Genomic DNA, 15,745 nt, shown 5'->3' on the forward strand with positions numbered 1-15,745 from the left:
GCCGGATGCCCTGCTCCACACGCGTGGTCACATGAGAGTGACGGCGACCAGCGCGACGGTGGAGCCGCCGAAGACCACGGTGTTGCGCAGATAGGTCTGGGCGCGCACCCAGTGAGGGAAGGCGTCCTGGGCGGCCTGGAGGAAAGGCCCGACGTCGACGCGGGCCAGCTCCGGGTCTTCCTTGCGGCGGAAGGCCGCCTCTACGGACCTCACCGCGGTGAGGTTGCTGTAGACGATCACCGCGTTCATCAGCAGCACCAGCGAGGAGAATATCCAGGTCAACGGTTGGGCCGGAGCGGCGCCCGCGAAATTCACGGCGGCGGTGGCCGTCATCACGGCGGCCACGGCCACGGGGACCGCCGTCTCATGCCCGCCGGCGTCGAACCGGAGGTTGTTCTCCTCCAGCACCTCCGGGCGCACATTCTGGCGTCGGAGCTCGGCCACTGCGGCTGCCTTCGCGGCGGGGCCGAAGCGATGGCGGACCACCGGGATGCTGACAAAGGCGGCGGCGACGAGCAACTGCATGACGGCGGCGAGGATGTTCACTGACTCTCCCTTGACTTGCACTTTGTTCAAGCGGCTGCCCGATGAGACAGTAAGTCCACACTTGAACACCGCGCAAGTGATTTCTTGAACATCGTGCAAGTGCTGCGTACGGTGTGACCATGGCACGCGACACGCTGACCCGGGACCAGATCGTCCGTACCGCCGTCGAACTCCTGGACGCGGAAGGGATCACGGGGCTCAACATGCGCGCCTTGGGCAACAGACTCGACTCCGCCGCCACCGCCGTGTACTGGCACGTCAAGAGCAAGGACGATCTCGTCCTGCTCGCCACCGACCAGGTATGGAGCGAGCTCACCCTGCCCGACCCCGGGGCAGGCGACTGGCGCGCCGCAGTCACCGTCATGGCCACCGACCTGCATGCGATGTTCACCCGGCGCCCCTGGCTGGTACAGGTCCTTGCCACACACCTCGTTTACGGCGAGGGCAAGGCCCGGTACGACGACCGCAGCCTTGCCGTCTACGAATCCGCCGGCTTCACCGCCGCCCAGTCCGACCACGCCGCGGGCGCCGTCTTCACCTACATTTTGGGCAACGCGGCTGGCGCCGCCGCGTCCGCTTCACTCACACGGAAAGGAGATGAAAGCGGAAGCACCGTCGAAGAGCAGTTCCGGCACACCATGGCCGAGGCGCGGGAGATCGCCATGCGCTATCCGCGCCTGCGGGCCCGGCTGGATACCCAGGCGGCAGCTGATTATGCTGCCGCTCCGGATGGGACTTTCGAGTTCGGTCTCCGGGCCCTCCTCGACGGCCTGGAGCAGGAACTGGCCGCAGAGACCGGACCGAAGCCCCATCGGTGAGCCGGTCAGCAACAGCCCGCAGGCCCTGTCGTCGATGAAGAGGCGTCATAGTACGCGTCGATCACAGGGGTGACAGGTGAGGCGGAAAGCGACTTGCGCCTGTCTCATCCCATCTTGGAGGAGTGAGTGCTCAGCCGGTCCCACACCACGATCAGCCGGGCCTTCAGCAGCTGGTGGGCGCCGTCCAGCAGGCTGATGTAGTCCCTCTCGCTCAGCGAGCGGCGCTCGCCTTGCAGCCGGTGTGCCGACACAGCCCGTAGCACAGGCGGGCCGGCAGCCCCGGCCGGTGACACAGCAGCCCGCCCACCGAGAGCCGTCCCGGCTGCGGCCGGACATCTTGACCCTCGGGGTGATGCCGCGCCGGCCCCAGGTGCGGCCCTTGGGCGGCCGACCGGTTACGCCTGCTTCGTCCTCGAAGCAGATGAACGCGCCGGTCGCCGGTCGGAGGGTTGCACCTCCTGCCAGGTCGCCTCACGCCAGGCGGTGACCGCGCCTTCGTCGCGTTCGGCGGCGGGCCGGGCGGGCATCTGCACGCCATAGCCCATCCGGTGCGGCAGCCGGGTCACCCCGGAGGCGCTGTAGGAGGCCAACGGGCCGCATCCGCACCTCTTCCCGGCGCCCGCGCTGCTCGGCGGTCAGCCCGCCCCCGTCCGGATACCGCATGCATCCGGCGTACCAGCTCGGGCGGACCGCGCCACCGGTCCCGACACAGAACCAGACCCCGAAACGCCGAAGGCAGTAATGGCCACCGGCGCGAGGGCTAGGCTCCGCGTGATCAGCGGCGACCTGGGAGCGAAGGGAGAATGACCTGGCTGGCCCGCCCCGGCGCAGCCCGAGGGCCTGCTGGGCACACGCCCATGCCCCTGCCGGCCCGTGGCCGGCGTGACACCCTCTCTCAGGTGATGGGCTTGCCGGTGTTGCGGATCAGTTGCTGGAGCACTTTCACCGTGGTGACGTAGTCCGCGTCGTCGATGCCCCGGTGGAGGGCGGCGCGGATGGCCGGGGCGTTGCGCGCGAGGTCGACGCGGGCCTGTTCTCCTGCGTCGGTGAGCCAGAATCGGTGCTGTGCGTCCCGGGTCAGCCAGCCGCGTTCCAGGAGTGCTTCGGCCTCTGCCTCCAGGTTGTCCTCGGCCCGGATGTAGGAGCTCATGGCGGCTTGCAGCGCGGCAAGAGTCATTCCCTGGCCGTCGGGTGAGATGTCGTTGCGCGATAGGTTGCGCAGCAGCCAGAACTGAGGCTGGGTGTAGCCCTTCTCTGCCTGCTGGGCCCGGGTGTAGGCGATGAGTGCCTCGTAGGCCACACCGGTCCAGTATGCCGCGGGTTGTCCGGCGAGTTCGGCGTCAGAGGTCGGTTGAGCAGTCATGGGATCGCCCTTTCAGGTTCGTCGGACAGGAGTTGCTACCTTCGCCCGGGTCACAGGGAGACCGTAGGAACTCAAGTGCGATTGAGGTCAAGCCGGGAGCTCTTGTTGCGGGAGGGGGCCTGGACGGGTGTTGCGGAGCAGCACGTCGATCTGATGGTCGGGCTTGCACGCATATGAGTCTGGGGAGGCGGACGTTCGCCGGCACCCAGCAGTTGGTGCTTGCTCTACGTCACGGCACTACGAATGCCAGGGTGACGAGACAGACGGCACCGATGAGCCTGTCGGCGGTGAAGGCCAGGCTGGAGTGCATGACCAGAGCTGACAGGCCCACGACGGCGAGCGAGGCGTGGATGTACAGGCCGGTGACTGTGCCGAGGATGGCGGGAAGGTCTGACGGTGGCTGCTGTCGATGACGTGTCGCCCTGCGGCTGACCTGGGCGAACCATAGTCGCACGCGAAGATGGTGCGCACCGCGCGGCCGAGTTCTTCCAGAGCAGTGCAGGTGGGGTGCTTGGGGCCGCCGCAGGTGAACCGCCGCAGTACTTGCTCGGCCTCCGCCGTCCCCAGGCGGAACGCTGTGGCGTACTTGACCAACTGGTCGCACTGCTGCTCGATGAGGTTCCCAGCGGATCGGCCGGGTCAGCGAGCCGCCGAGCGCAGGTCAGCCAGGCGGGGCGTCGTCCGGGCGATAGAGGCAGCGCCCGCCGAGGGCACGACCAGGACTTCGCCGTGATCACCGTTGCACCACACGGCGGGACATGACCTGAGGCGCTCATCGCAGCCCCGGGTCCTGTCTGTCGGTGTGATCCATCCGACGTTTGAGCTGCCGCTCCTCGGACCGCCCCACGTTTTCACGGAGCGCCAGAGTCCACTTTCGGGCTGTGGCCTTAAGTGATCTTTACTCTTGTTGATCTTCACGCCTAGGCTCCTTCCGCTGCATGCATCACACATGCATTCGATTCATCCATGGGAAGGGCAGCACACTCGTGTCTCCGTACAGATCACCGATATCCAGACATCGGGCCCGAATAGCAGCCGGGGCGGCACTGCTGCTGGTCGCTGAGGCCGCGCTCATCGCCGGCGGCAGCGCGTCGGCCGCACCGGCCGCTGAGCCGCAGCCCGCCGGGCAGGCCGAGTCGGCCGGCCCCTCGAAGGCGGACCTCCTGAAGTCCGACATGGCCTGGGCGGCCGAACATGCCCGCGGTTCGAAGGCGTGGGCGCTCGCCGAGGCCGAGCGGACCGGCAAGAAGAGTGTCGTCACTGACGAGACGACTCCCACCAGCTACACCGTCGCCAACCCGGACGGCACTCTCACCACCGAACTCACCGCCGGGCCTGAGCGGGTCTGGAAGAACGGAGCGTGGCAGAGGGTCGACGCCATCCTCGCCGAAGCCGCCGACGGAAGCGTCGCCCCCAAGCTGCACCCTCATGGTCTGCGTCTGGCGGGCAAGGGCGGCACGCTGCCGAAGTCCCTGCGTGCTGCGCAGGACGACAGCGCCCGTGATCTGGTCACCCTGGGCAGCGGTGACGACAAAGTGACCCTCCAGTGGAAGGGCGGCCTGCCGCAGCCCAAGCTGGACGGCACCCGCGCCCGCTACGAAAACGCGGTGCCCGGCGCGGACCTGATCGTCGAAGCCACCCGCACCGGATTCGAGCAGTTCGTCGAGATCGGCGAGCGGCCCACAGGCACCTACTCTTACACCCTCCCGATCAGGACCGAAGGGTTGGAGGCGACGGAGAACAAGGACGGCTCCGTCACCTTCACCGACGCCGAGTCCGGTGCCGTACGCGCCACCATGCCCGCCCCGGTGATGTGGGACGCGGCCGTCGACAAGGTCTCCGGTGAGCACACGAACCGGGCACGCGTCGACATGAAGGTCATCGACAAGGGCGTAGGCGAGGTCGACCTGGTCGTCACCCCCTCGGCCGAGTTCCTCGCCGACCCGGACACGAAGTTCCCGGTCACCGTGGACCCCTCCACCTCCGCCCTGTCGAACACCTTCGACACCTACGTGCAGCAGGGCGAAACCGTCGACTGGTCCACCGACACCGAACTCGACTTCGGCAACCCGGGCACCAAGAACTCCGACGGTACCCCGCGCACAGCGCGCTCCTTCATCACGTGGAACACCACGCCGATCCAGGACGCACTGATCGTCGACACCAACCTGGCGCTGTGGAACTTCCACTCCGGCAACACCGACTGCACCGCCCAGAAGTGGACCGTCTGGGACACCAGCGCCCCCTCCACGTCCTCGCGCTGGACCTCGCAGCCCACCTGGAAGCAGGAGTACCACTCCTCCACGCAGACCGCGGGCAACCTCGACTGCACCGCCACCCAGCCCGACGGCTGGATCAACGCCGACGTCGACACCCTCGTCCAGTCCTGGGCGTCCGCCAAGGCCACCCGCGGCCACATGGGCCTGCGCGCCGCCACCGACGACACCAAGGCGTGGAAGCGGGTCAACTCCGCGAACAACACGGCCAACCAGCCCAAGCTGTCCGTCACCTACAACTACCGCCCCTCGGACGGCACGAACCGGCAGGCCGGCGCGCCGTTCAGGTCGTATGCGGGTGTCTGGGCGGTCAACACCACGACGCCGATCCTGCGGGACACCGTCACCGACCCCGACGGCGACAAGGTCAACGTCACCTTCCAGGTCTACGACGCCGCAACCAATACCCCCATCACGACCCCCGCCGGTGAGGGCCTGGTCGTCTCCGACTTCGTCGACTCCGGAAAGCCCGCCTCCGTCACCGTCCCGGCCGGGCAGCTCCGGGACGGCAAGACGTACAAGTTCCGCACCAACGCCTACGACGGCACCCACTACAACCTGAGCTGGTCCCCCTGGACCCAGTTCGTCGTCGACACCACCGCCCCCGCCGAGCCGAAGAGCATCACCTCGGCCACCTATCCGGAGAACTGGGGCGGCGGCGGCGCCGGCATCGCGGGCACCTTCGACGTCACGACCGGCGACGCGTCCCCGTACGAGGTGCAGTACCGCCTGAACCCGTTCGAGGACGACGCCGACGACTACGGATGGACATCCGTACGCACCGTCACACCGGTCGGCAGGGCCGTGGCGCCCGAGGCCTCCTACACCGCGACGCCGGCCGCTGACGGCAACCATGTGGTGCAGACGCGCACCGTGGACCGGGCGGGCAACGTGGGTCCGATCAAGGACTACGGTTTCACTGCCGGGAACCGGGACTACAACCGCGCTCAGAAGGTCGACATCGCGCTGCCGCAGCCGGACACGGCCTCACCGGCGCCGGACCACATCAACACGCCGATTCCCGTGGCGGCCCTGATGAGCAGGGCCGGGGGCGGATCCGCCCGCAGCACCTCTTCGCGTACCTTCACGAGCGGCCAGGTCAGCGTCACGGTCACATCGTTGCCGGAGCGGTCCGAGGCATGGCGCAGAACCGTGGCGGCCGACGGGGAGCCCGGCACGGTCTCGACCCGGGCGATGTCCGGTCCTGTCATCAAGGACAAGTCCGTGTGCGACCCGGCCAAGCCCGATCAGAAGTCGGTTTACACCCGTGACGCCGCCTGTCTGATCGAGCAGTGGAAGCTGTCGGCGACCGATCCCACCTCCGGCGGACTGCAGAAGTTCATGCAGACCATCGAGGTCATGCTCCAGGTCCAGGTGGACCGGACCAGCGACAGCGGTCTCGTGGAGACCTACGTCCAGATGAAGCCGCTCGACAAGGCACCGGACGACGGCTACCTGCCCTTCTTCGGTGCCGACTCGGTCCAGTTGCTCGGCACGAAGGCGCGCTGCGGCAAGGACACCGGCGGTTGCGTCGAAGAGGACACGTCCTTCACCTGGGCGGGAGACGACGAACCGACCTGGGCCGGTAACAGCGACACCAGCGTGAAGTCCGGCAACGTCACCCACAAGTGGAACGGCTCCCTGCAGAACGACGCGGGGAAGCGTGACATCGACCTGTCGAAGAAGTTCCCCGTCGACGTGTACACGATCTTCACCTCCGATCAGGAGGTGATGGAGCCGGGCCACGGCACATGGAACAACGTGGAAGTGACGACCCAGGCCGTGAACGTGCGCTGTGACAAGGTGTTCGCCACGCACGGGTGCGTGATCCCCGACTACGTTCCGGGGTACAAGTTCAATGCCGGCGCCTACCCGGCCGCCTCCGCCCACGCATGGCTGATCCAGAACAAGGCCAAGTACAAGGGCCTCGGCGCGAGCCCGCTGAACCCTCTGAAGTACATCCCGGGCCCCAAGAAGGGTGAGAAGGTGCCCTCCCGGCCGGCCAACGGGTACAACAAGAACCACTCGCGCGAGAAAGTGATGTGCCCCAAGTCCCGTTCGAGCAGGACCGACGGGTGGGTGCCCGAGAGGCTCTTCCTCAACCACCCGAAGACCTTCCTCCACCACGAGCTGATCGCTACGGGTTCGCCGGACAGCATCTCGTGCGACGAGTACCCGTTCGCCGCGACGTACCAGTCCCCCGGCATGCCGAGTTCGGTCGGTGGGCTGATGCCGGCCGGTCCGAACGGTGGCGGCGAGTGCGTGCAGACCGTGGCGGTCAAGGCGGACGACGGCTCCGAGCACCTGGTCGACGACACCCGTTACAACCCGCCCACCTGGGACGAGACATGCGGCCGCTCCTCGATGTCCAACGCAGTGAACGGCGGCTCGATGGACCGGATGACCGTTGGACTCAATCCGTTCCTGTCGAAGATGCGCATGCTGGACAAGGACGAGTTCTGGGTCGACCCGGGTAACGAGTGGTTCACCGGGTGCGACCTGTCCGGGCCGGAAGTCAAGTGCACGATGAAGAAGTAGTGTTCTCCGCCGGGTGACCACATGCCCTGACAGGAACTGTGGCCTCGACCGGGCGCACGGGCGGGGGTTGCGTCGTTCGCCGCAACCCCCGCTCCACCTGTCCCGTTCACGCCACAGGCTCATCCGTGCAGGGGCCGCCACTCCACCTCGTGGAGCGATACGCGCTCCGGGTTCTCCCACAACAGGCAGCCCAGAGCGAGGCCCGGTACGTCGTCCCGTGTCATCAGTGGCCCGGTCCCCGACTCCAGGGCTTGGAACACGGCTGTGAGGTAGTCGGCGACCGAGCGGAACGGAGGAAAGAGCACACCCTCCGGGGCCCCGCCCTCGTCGGGGAAGCGGACGATCTGTCCGGTGTCGCCGTCGACGCCGAACCCGGTCTCACCGTCACCCGGCACTGCCCAGGGCGCCCACCGTGGGCGCGGTCCACCGACAAGGGCAACAGCCGGCAGCCCGAGCATCCTGTCCAGGGGAAGCCACTCACAGCCCTCGGGCAGCCATCCCGCGGGGTTCACCTCTCCCTGTTCGTCCCCCTCGACCTGGTAGTCCTCAACCCCGTCGTGCAGGGTGAGCAGGGTTCGGAGGTCGCCGTGGATCGGCAGGTGCGCGGCTGCCCGGTCGATGTCGTAAGCCGATGCCGGAGCCCTGAGAGAGCGATGGGAAGCGGGTGCGTTCCGCTCGAGCCACGACTCGACCCGAACCCATGCCTGCGCGATTTCCGTACTCATGATCGGGATCCTACTGCCCGTCAACAAATGGCGAAGCGGCATATCGATCAGAAACTTGTAGGGTTCACTCGTCGGTGATGTAGCGGACGTGCCGGCCACCGAAGTATCCACGCATAAGGCGAGGTTGGCGTTGTCGGCGGTGGAGAAGCCTCCGGCTTTCGGCAGCGGGTTCGGCCTGGTTCCTGGCCCGGTGGGTGTGGGGCAGCCTCCGCGCACCCCCACCAGATCATTGAACTCCTTTCATCCTGTGTTGGCGGGTGAATGGGCTGGTCGGAGCCTTGCTGGGGCGGACGAGGAGGGGCAGGGGCCCGCAGCGGGCAGCCGGGCCAGAAACCGGCGAAGTCCTGGGTGAGGTCGAAGAGAACGAGGCACCTGCCCCCCACAACAACACCCTTCCCATGCTCGCCAAGTTCTGGGAGGCCGCCGACAACCTGACCCACGGCAGCACCACGGCCGCCGACCAGGAGGTTCTCAAGGAGGTGTTCGCCGCCACACCGACGTCCCCGGGCATCCCCGCGGACAACCAGGCCACCATGTTCATGGCTCTCACTTGCGGCGACGCCGAATGGCCGCACGACGTCGACGGCTACGCCGCCCGCACCACCGCCGACCGCGAGAAGTGGCCGCTCACCGCGGGCATGCCCGCCAACATCTGGGCATGCGCCTACTGGGACAAGCCGGCTGAGACGACTGTCAAGGTCACGAAGGGCGGCCCGCGCAACACCCTGATCCTGCAGAACCGCCGGGACAACGCCACACCGTGGGAAGGCGGCGTCGGGCTGCACAAGTCCCTCGGCGGCGGCTCTGCCTTCGTCGGCGTCGACAACGGCGGGCACTACGTCTACGGCGCAGGCTCAGCCTGCGCCGACAAGGCCACCGTCGGCTTCCTGGCCACCGGCCACCTGCCGGACAAGGACGTCCACTGCACCGACGCCACCCAGAAGTAACCCGCCGGAACGCGATGCTTCCCTGTCCGCCCCGCTGCCCGGTCGGAGTCTCCTCAATGGGGCCGATAGAAGTCAGAGCGGCTGCAAGTTCCTGGGTCGTACGGCTGGTCGGGCTGTGACCGGTTGGGCCATCTCCAGCGCGTCCAACGGAAGCTCGGTCCGCATGTGGTTCGCGACCTGCCAGCCGACGACTGTCCGGGAGTACACGTCCAGGGCGAACGCCACGTACGCCCAGCTCGACCAGGTGCGGACATACGTCATGTCCGCCATCCACAGCTGATCGGGCCGGCTCGCGGTGGAATCGCGGTCGACCGAATCCGGCGGCCGGAGCGCCGATGGCGCCGGGAGCGTGTGCGGCCCCGGCGCCGGCGACGGACAACACCTTCCAGGCCCACCTCGACCATCAGGTGTTCAACGGTGCAGGGGCCCACCTCGTGGCCCTTGCACCGAAGCGCGGGGGGATCGTGCGGGCGCCATAGGTGCCAACCGAGATGGCATGTGTCTCCTTGATCAGCGGCATCAGCTGTTCGCCACGGAGCCGACGGGCCGACTTCGGCCGCTTCTTGCGGGCGAAGTACGTCGACGGCGACAGCTGAAGCACCCGGCAGACGGAATCGACTCCGAGACCCTTGTCACGCTGGTGGTCGATCACCTGCTCGACCTCGTCAGGGGACGGTCGATCGCCTGGACAAAAATACCAAGGCGACTTTCAAGGTCTCGCTCGCCCGCATCAACTCCGCAGCATCTTCTGGGAGTTGCTTCAAATCGTCCTGCTCGGCGGCCGTCAACCGGTCATCGCGCTCGCCGCAATCGACCTCGGCCTGGTGGACCCAGCCACGCAGGGCCTCCTTGTGGATGCCCAGGTCCTTCGCCACGTGGGCGATCGGCCGGCCTGGTGCGGACCTCTCGGACCGCGCGTTCGCGGAACTCGTCCGGGCATTTACGGGGTGCTGCCATGATGCTGACGGTTCTCCTTCGCCAGGACCGTAGCCCTGGCATCAGGAACGCCACAAAACCTCGGTACAGCTCAGTGCAGGCCGCTGACTCACTCGGCTACCCCGCCAGCCATGCCTGCTGCGCCAAGTGCGATGCCCAGTATCGGGTGTTCTGAACTGGGTTGATCAGTTCGACAGTGCGGCTGTGTCAGGGGGTGTCGGTGCCTTGACAGTTGTGGCGACAGTGTGCGCTGGTCCTGGGCGAGGGCCGGACACGCCATGTTGTCGCGTCAAGGAGCGGCCCGTGCCGTGACCGGTCGGAGTGGTTTGACCGGCCGCGGGGCGACTATGCGCGTGCACGCCGCGAACATTGGTGGGGGGTGGCGCCGGGCCACCGGGCAAGGGGGACGACATGGCCGACGGCACAGTTTTGATGGCGGTGACTGAGCATCCGGGCGACGGGTGTGCCACTGCTGGGCAGTTGTCTCGCATTGTCGAAGGGATCCGGGCGGCCGGCTTGCAGGTCCGCTGGGTGACAAGCGCCTCGGACGCTGAGGCGGTGCTCCGGACGGAGGCTGGCTTGGCCGCTGCGGTGGTGGCCTGGGACCTTCTGCCCGCAGCCGAGGACGGACCGGGTGGCGCGACGGTTCTGCGCCGGATCGAGCGCCGGTTCCAGAAGCTGCCGGTGTTCCTGGTCATGGCGGACGAGGGGCTGCGTGAGCTGCCGCTGTGGGTGTCGCAGTCGGTGGTGGGCTACGTGTGGCCGTTGGAGGACACACCGACGTTCATCGCGGGGCGGATCTCCACTGCCGCGCGTGCTTACCAGGACGCCCTGCTCCCGCCGTTCTTCAAGGCCCTGCGGCATTTCGATAACGCGCACGAGTATTCATGGCACACCCCGGCGCACTCCGGTGGCGTCGCCTTCCTCAAGTCGCCCGTGGGCCAGGCGTTCCACGAATATTTCGGGGAGCGTCTCCTGCGCAGCGACCTGTCGATCTCGGTGGAGGAGCTCGGTTCTCTGTTCGAGCACACCGGCCCCATCGGCGAGGCTGAGCGCAACGCCGCACGGGTCTTCGGCTCCGACCACACGTACTTCGTCCTGCACGGCGATTCCACCTGCAACCGTCTCGTCGGTCACTTCAGTGTGACGCGTGACGAGATCGCCCTGGTGGACCGCAACTGCCACAAGTCGGTCCTGCACGGCCTGGTCGTCTCCGGTGCCCGACCGGTGTACCTGGTCCCGACCCGCAACGGCTATGGGCTCGCCGGACCGCTGCCTCCGGCCGAGCTCGCGGCGGACTCGGTGGCGGCGCGGATCGTCAAGAGCCCTCTCACCGCGGGCGCGGTGTCGTCGCGTGCCCAGTACGCGGTGTTCACCAACTCCACGTACGACGGGCTGTGTTACGACGCACCGGTGACGGCCAGGGCCTTCGCGGCCAGCACACCCCGGCTGCACTTCGACGAGGCTTGGTTCGCCTACGCCCGCTTCCATCCGCTCTACGCGGGGCGCTACGGCATGTCGGTGAACGAGGATGCCTTCCCCGGCCCCGACCGGCCGACCGTCTTCGCGACCCAGTCCACCCACAAACTGCTGGCGGCACTGTCGCAGGGCGCCATGGTGCACGTCCGCGCCGCCCCGCGGGCCCCGGTGGAGCACGACCGGTTCAACGAGGCGCTCATGATGCACGGCACGACGTCACCGCTGTATCCGATGATTGCCTCATTGGACGTGGCCACGGCGATGATGGACGGTCCGCAGGGGCAGTGGCTGGTCGACGAGGCGGTCTCGGAGGCGGTCCGGTTCCGCCAGGAGGTGGTGCGGATCGGGCGGCGGATCGAGGCCGCTGGGGACCGGCCACCTTGGTTCTTCGGGGTGTGGCAGCCGGGTGAGGTGATCGACCCCGCGAACGGGGCACGGTTGCCCTTCGACGAGGCTCCGGCGGAACTGCTGCGGACCGAGGCGTCCTGCTGGCACCTCGCACCGGACGCGGACTGGCACGGCTTTCCCGGTCTTGCGGACGGCTACTGCATGCTCGACCCGATCAAGGTCACCCTGACCTGTCCAGGGCTCGACGCGACCGGTGTGATGTCCGACTGGGGCATCCCGGCGCGGGTCCTCACCGCCTATCTGACCACGCGCGGCATCGTCGTGGAGAAGACCGACAGCTACACCACGCTAGTGCTGTTCTCCATGGGCATCACCAAGGGCAAATGGGGCACTCTGCTGGACGCCCTGATGGACTTCAAGGACCTCTACGACGGTGACACCCCGCTGGAGCGGGTGCTGCCAGCCCTGGTCGCCCAGCACCCCCGGCGCTACTCGGAGCGGAGTCTGCGCGACCTGTGCCACGAGATGCACGACCACTTGCGCGATGCCCGCCTGGTCGAACTACTCGACCAGGCCTTCCAGCAGCTCCCGGAGCCGGTCACCCCGCCTCAGCTGTGCTACCAGCGCCTGATCCGCGGCGGCACAGAACGGATCCCTCTGGCGGACGCACCGGGCCGGGTCGCCGCAGCGATGGTCACGGTGACGCCGCCCGGCATCCCGGTCCTCATGCCGGGCGAAGCGATCGGGGAGGAAGACGGTCCCCTCCTGCGCTACCTCAGCGCCCTGGAGTCCTTTGACCGTCATTTCCCCGGCTTCGGCAGCGAAACGCACGGGGTGACCCGTGCCCCCGACACCGGCGACTACCTGATCGAGTGCCTGCGCGCGGACGAGCAGGTAGGGCCCCAAGCTGCCATGACACCGGCGCAGCGACGGAGGGCGCAGAGCGCCAAGAGGATGGATTGACTCCTGCTCACGGGAGAGATCGGCAGAGCCCCAACGGAAAGGTTCTGGACACGTTAGAAGTCTGCCGATCATTGACCTGTCGTCTTGATCTTGCTGTTGGTTGTTGCTTCCGGTGGCGACTTGGGCTTGGAGGGCTGTCAGGGCGGCTGGTGGGGTGGTGGCCGGCGCGACGGTGATGCCCTGTGCTTCGAGCAGGCGTCTGCCAGAGCGGCCGGGACGCCGTGGGCCCGGGCCGCGGTCAGGTCGTGCGTGGCTCACGGCAGTGCGTCCGAGGCCCAGACAAAGCGGCCGGCTGGGTCGGTCAGAACCTGCACGTTCATGCCGTGCTGCGTCTTCTTACCCGAGCGGGCGGTCGGCGGCGATGCGGTCGATCAGCAGGAGCGTGCCGTCGAGGATCATGTAGGCCTTCCTGTGGACCGTTTCCATGGCCTGCTCCAGCGTCGGAGCCAGCGAGGCCAGGAGGTCGACGGTCTCGCGTATGTAGCGGTAGACCGTCGCGACCCCGATACGGAAACCCGCGCGAGACGGGCGTAGGTGTCGTCGCAGCGCAGGTGCGGGAGGACGAGCAGGGCCTGCCGGCCACAAGTGAGGCGGCGCCAGCGCGAGCCGATCCGACACCGTGGCCCGCGAGCAGACCGGCAGGACGCCGCAGGATGCGGCTGACCAGATCGTTGTCAGACGGGTAGATAAGCACGAGAGCTCCTGGCGATCTGGTGTTCTTGGTCGTGAACCCGTCTACCAGGAGCTATTCTTCATGCCCGCCACCGGGGGACCAGTCCAACCACCCGCCAGGTCGGAAGAGGCTCACTGTCTCCGGAAGGTCCGCCGCGCCGCCAAGCTCCTTGACGTTTCGGCACGACGGGCCCGGTCCCGGCCGCCGAAGGAGCGCTTGGATCACGCGGACCGCGGTCAGCCCGTGGCGATCCTCAGGCGCGGGGCGACGCTGCGGAGCTTCTCGCAGGTCTCCTCGATCTCGCGTTCGGGGCTGAACTGAGCGGTGACTCCCGCGCCCGCGCGCAGCCACGTCTCATTGCCCTCACCGATGAGGGTGCGCAGGACGAGGGCGGCGTCGAGGGCACCGCCGGTGCTCCCCCGGAAGACCGCGCCGCCGTACAGACCGCGGGGCCCCTCCGCGTGGCGGGCCAGTGCCTGGAGGGCGGAGCGTTTGGAGACGCCGGTGGCGATGATCGCGGGGAAGAGGGAGGCGAAGGCGTCCCACGGTCCGGCGTCGGGCCGCAGTCGGCCTGTCGGCCGCGAGGCGAGGTGCTGCACCGAACCGCGCGGCCGGACGGTCATGAACTCCTCCACAGCGACGGACCCAGGCTCACACACGGCCGCCATCTCGTCCCAGGCCAGGCGCAAGGACACGGCGTGCTCGTGTATCTCCTTGGGATCGGTGAGCAGTTCCGCGCGCAGGCGCTCGTTCTCCACCGGGTCCGTACCGCGGGCGCGGGTGCCGGCGAGTGGCTGGGTGCTGACGCGGCCGTTCTCCCCGACCTCCAGGACGGTCTCCGGGCTGAACCCGGCCGCCCGGTAGCGGCCGAGATTCAGCAGGTAGGAACGGTCCGGTGTGTTGGCTCGGCGACCGGCGAGGTAGGTCGCGGAGAAGTCCACGGGTGGTCCGGCGGGCAGCGGGACCTTCCGGGAGACGACGGCCTTCTCCAGGAGCCCGGCGTGGATGTCTTCGACCGTTCGGGACACCGCGCTGCCGTAGGCGGCGGTGCCGGCCGCGATGATGCGCTCGGTCGCCTCGGGAGTGGTCCCGTTGGGTGAGGGCTGCCGAGGCGTCGGCTCCGCCAGGAGGTCGGTGACCTTGCGGAGCCACGCCTCGTCCACCGCGCGGACCACGGTCCGGTCGCGACGGCGGGATCAGCGGCTTCGCGATCCTTCGCCAGGTAGGGATAGTTCATTCCATGCAAGGCCGAGTACTCGGCTGCCCGCCTCATGTGGTCCTGTGCTCGGCCCGTCTGATGTGAGAATGTCACGGAACCGCCCGAGGTCCAACGGAACACACCCTCCGTCATGACCATGATCAGGCTGTGCTGTGAGAGAGCGCGAGCCGTACCCCAGCGACCCGCCCGACGACCGATGGGCCCTGCTCGAGCCGACGTTGACGGCCTGGCGAAACTCCCGCCTCGAACGCCGCACAACAGGACAGCCAGCCAGAGTCGAACTGCGTGACGTGTTCGATGCACTCCCCTACATCAACCGCACCGGAATCCCCTGGAATTACCTCCCGCACGACTTCCCAGGCCACGGCACCGTCTACTTCTACTACGCCGCCTGGCGTGACGAGGGGATTCTCGCCCAGCTCAACTAAAGAAGATCGCGGGCCGCAAGCGCGGCATCCTCACCGACACGATCGGCCTCATCCTCGCCGTGACCGTTGCCGACGCCGGCCCCTCCGAGAACGCCATGGGAATACGCCTCCTCGACCAGGCGAAAGAGACCTACCGAACCATCGCGAGAAGCTGGGTCGACACCGGCTGCAAGAACGCCGTCGTCGAGCACGGCGAACGTCTCGGAATCGACGTCGAAGTCGTCAACCGCAACCCAGAAAAGCGCGGATTCCACGTCGTGAAAAGGCGCTGGACAGTGGAGCGGAGGATCGGTTGGATCACGATGCACCGCCGTCTCGCCCGCGACTACGGGACGCTCACGGCCAGCTCCGAGGCGATGATCCACATCGCCTCGATCGACAACCTCTCCAAGGGCATAACGGACGAGACCACGCCAACCTGGCAGGGGAACCTACTAGGAAATACAGAGCAATACGCCTAGATCAAATACCCTCCAAGCCGTCTCA

11 protein-coding genes and 6 pseudogenes are annotated in these 15,745 nt (G+C 67.7%); 5 read left to right on the top strand and 12 right to left on the bottom strand.

The annotated features are described in order from the left end of the window. Positions 1 to 27: 27 nt before the first annotated feature. Positions 28 to 546 (bottom strand): hypothetical protein, encoded by a 519-nt coding sequence (locus ACH4F2_RS32135; RefSeq protein WP_398136274.1) that lies wholly within the window; start codon positions 544 to 546, stop codon positions 28 to 30. A gap of 119 nt (positions 547 to 665) precedes the next feature. Here ACH4F2_RS32135 and ACH4F2_RS32140 point away from each other — a divergent pair, with 119 nt between their 5' ends. Then, positions 666 to 1,364: a TetR/AcrR family transcriptional regulator gene (locus ACH4F2_RS32140; RefSeq protein ID WP_398136275.1), complete on the top strand. Its 699-nt coding sequence runs from the start codon at positions 666 to 668 to the stop codon at positions 1,362 to 1,364. Between the two features lie 104 nt (positions 1,365 to 1,468). Here ACH4F2_RS32140 and ACH4F2_RS32145 read toward each other — a convergent pair whose 3' ends face one another. The 5 genes and pseudogenes from ACH4F2_RS32145 to ACH4F2_RS32165 all read right to left on the bottom strand — a co-directional run. Then, positions 1,469 to 1,615, bottom strand: a complete 147-nt coding sequence (locus ACH4F2_RS32145; protein WP_398136276.1) for a hypothetical protein — start codon at positions 1,613 to 1,615, stop codon at positions 1,469 to 1,471. Between the two features lie 144 nt (positions 1,616 to 1,759). Further along, a complete protein-coding gene (locus tag ACH4F2_RS32150) occupies positions 1,760 to 1,909 on the bottom strand; it encodes a hypothetical protein (protein WP_398136304.1) in 150 nt (49 codons plus the stop codon). Positions 1,910 to 2,259: 350 nt separating this feature from the next. Beyond that, positions 2,260 to 2,727 (bottom strand): MarR family transcriptional regulator, encoded by a 468-nt coding sequence (locus ACH4F2_RS32155; protein ID WP_398136277.1) that lies wholly within the window; start codon positions 2,725 to 2,727, stop codon positions 2,260 to 2,262. A gap of 229 nt (positions 2,728 to 2,956) precedes the next feature. Next, positions 2,957 to 3,181 (bottom strand): hypothetical protein, encoded by a 225-nt coding sequence (locus ACH4F2_RS32160; protein WP_398136278.1) that lies wholly within the window; start codon positions 3,179 to 3,181, stop codon positions 2,957 to 2,959. Next, positions 3,172 to 3,388: pseudogene (locus tag ACH4F2_RS32165) on the bottom strand (Tn3 family transposase); the annotation flags it as partial. The pseudogene ACH4F2_RS32165 and the gene ACH4F2_RS32160, both read right to left, overlap by 10 nt. Before the next feature lie 325 nt (positions 3,389 to 3,713). Here ACH4F2_RS32165 and ACH4F2_RS32170 point away from each other — a divergent pair. After that, positions 3,714 to 7,541 (top strand): DNRLRE domain-containing protein, encoded by a 3,828-nt coding sequence (locus ACH4F2_RS32170; RefSeq protein ID WP_398136279.1) that lies wholly within the window; start codon positions 3,714 to 3,716, stop codon positions 7,539 to 7,541. A gap of 119 nt (positions 7,542 to 7,660) precedes the next feature. On the opposite strand, the gene ACH4F2_RS32175 is transcribed toward ACH4F2_RS32170, so the two are convergent. Then, positions 7,661 to 8,266 carry a hypothetical protein gene (locus ACH4F2_RS32175; protein WP_398136280.1) on the bottom strand — a complete coding sequence of 202 codons (606 nt, stop codon included), beginning with the start codon at positions 8,264 to 8,266 and terminating at the stop codon, positions 7,661 to 7,663. A gap of 398 nt (positions 8,267 to 8,664) precedes the next feature. On the opposite strand from ACH4F2_RS32175, the gene ACH4F2_RS32180 reads away from it, so the two are divergent. Beyond that, positions 8,665 to 9,213 carry an alpha/beta hydrolase gene (locus tag ACH4F2_RS32180; protein ID WP_398136281.1) on the top strand — a complete coding sequence of 183 codons (549 nt, stop codon included), beginning with the start codon at positions 8,665 to 8,667 and terminating at the stop codon, positions 9,211 to 9,213. Positions 9,214 to 9,285: 72 nt separating this feature from the next. Here ACH4F2_RS32180 and ACH4F2_RS32185 read toward each other — a convergent pair. The 3 genes and pseudogenes from ACH4F2_RS32185 to ACH4F2_RS32195 all read right to left on the bottom strand — a co-directional run. Next, positions 9,286 to 9,492, bottom strand: a pseudogene (locus ACH4F2_RS32185) (DDE-type integrase/transposase/recombinase); the annotation flags it as partial. Positions 9,493 to 9,616: 124 nt separating this feature from the next. After that, positions 9,617 to 9,865 carry a hypothetical protein gene (locus ACH4F2_RS32190; protein WP_398136282.1) on the bottom strand — a complete coding sequence of 83 codons (249 nt, stop codon included), beginning with the start codon at positions 9,863 to 9,865 and terminating at the stop codon, positions 9,617 to 9,619. A 13-nt stretch (positions 9,866 to 9,878) separates the two neighbouring features. Further along, positions 9,879 to 10,103 (bottom strand): annotated as a pseudogene (locus ACH4F2_RS32195) (transposase); the annotation flags it as partial. Positions 10,104 to 10,560: 457 nt separating this feature from the next. On the opposite strand from ACH4F2_RS32195, the gene ACH4F2_RS32200 reads away from it, so the two are divergent. Further along, positions 10,561 to 12,939 carry an Orn/Lys/Arg decarboxylase N-terminal domain-containing protein gene (locus ACH4F2_RS32200; RefSeq protein ID WP_398136283.1) on the top strand — a complete coding sequence of 793 codons (2,379 nt, stop codon included), beginning with the start codon at positions 10,561 to 10,563 and terminating at the stop codon, positions 12,937 to 12,939. Positions 12,940 to 13,133: 194 nt separating this feature from the next. On the opposite strand, the pseudogene ACH4F2_RS32205 reads toward ACH4F2_RS32200, so the two are convergent. Together ACH4F2_RS32205 and ACH4F2_RS32210 are read right to left on the bottom strand one after the other, a co-directional pair. Then, positions 13,134 to 13,633, bottom strand: a pseudogene (locus tag ACH4F2_RS32205) (transposase family protein); the annotation flags it as partial. A 215-nt stretch (positions 13,634 to 13,848) separates the two neighbouring features. Then, positions 13,849 to 14,796: pseudogene (locus tag ACH4F2_RS32210) on the bottom strand (salicylate synthase); the annotation flags it as partial. Positions 14,797 to 14,983: 187 nt separating this feature from the next. On the opposite strand from ACH4F2_RS32210, the pseudogene ACH4F2_RS32215 reads away from it, so the two are divergent. Beyond that, a pseudogene (locus tag ACH4F2_RS32215) lies at positions 14,984 to 15,720 on the top strand (transposase). The last annotated feature ends 25 nt before the right edge of the window (positions 15,721 to 15,745 follow it).

The organism is Streptomyces sp. NPDC017890 (genome assembly GCF_044328675.1).
Taxonomy (GTDB): Bacteria; Actinomycetota; Actinomycetes; order Streptomycetales; family Streptomycetaceae; genus Streptomyces.

What these genes read in the sequence shown, in the direction of transcription:
- ACH4F2_RS32140 (WP_398136275.1), top strand. Translation starts at nt 666, where the DNA reads ATGGCACGCGACACGCTGACCCGGGACCAGATCGTCCGTACCGCCGTC.
- ACH4F2_RS32150 (WP_398136304.1), bottom strand. Translation starts at nt 1,909, where the DNA reads ATGGGCTATGGCGTGCAGATGCCCGCCCGGCCCGCCGCCGAACGCGAC.
- ACH4F2_RS32155 (WP_398136277.1), bottom strand. Translation starts at nt 2,727, where the DNA reads ATGACTGCTCAACCGACCTCTGACGCCGAACTCGCCGGACAACCCGCG.
- ACH4F2_RS32175 (WP_398136280.1), bottom strand. Translation starts at nt 8,266, where the DNA reads ATGAGTACGGAAATCGCGCAGGCATGGGTTCGGGTCGAGTCGTGGCTC.
- ACH4F2_RS32180 (WP_398136281.1), top strand. Translation starts at nt 8,665, where the DNA reads ATGCTCGCCAAGTTCTGGGAGGCCGCCGACAACCTGACCCACGGCAGC.
- ACH4F2_RS32200 (WP_398136283.1), top strand. Translation starts at nt 10,561, where the DNA reads ATGGCCGACGGCACAGTTTTGATGGCGGTGACTGAGCATCCGGGCGAC.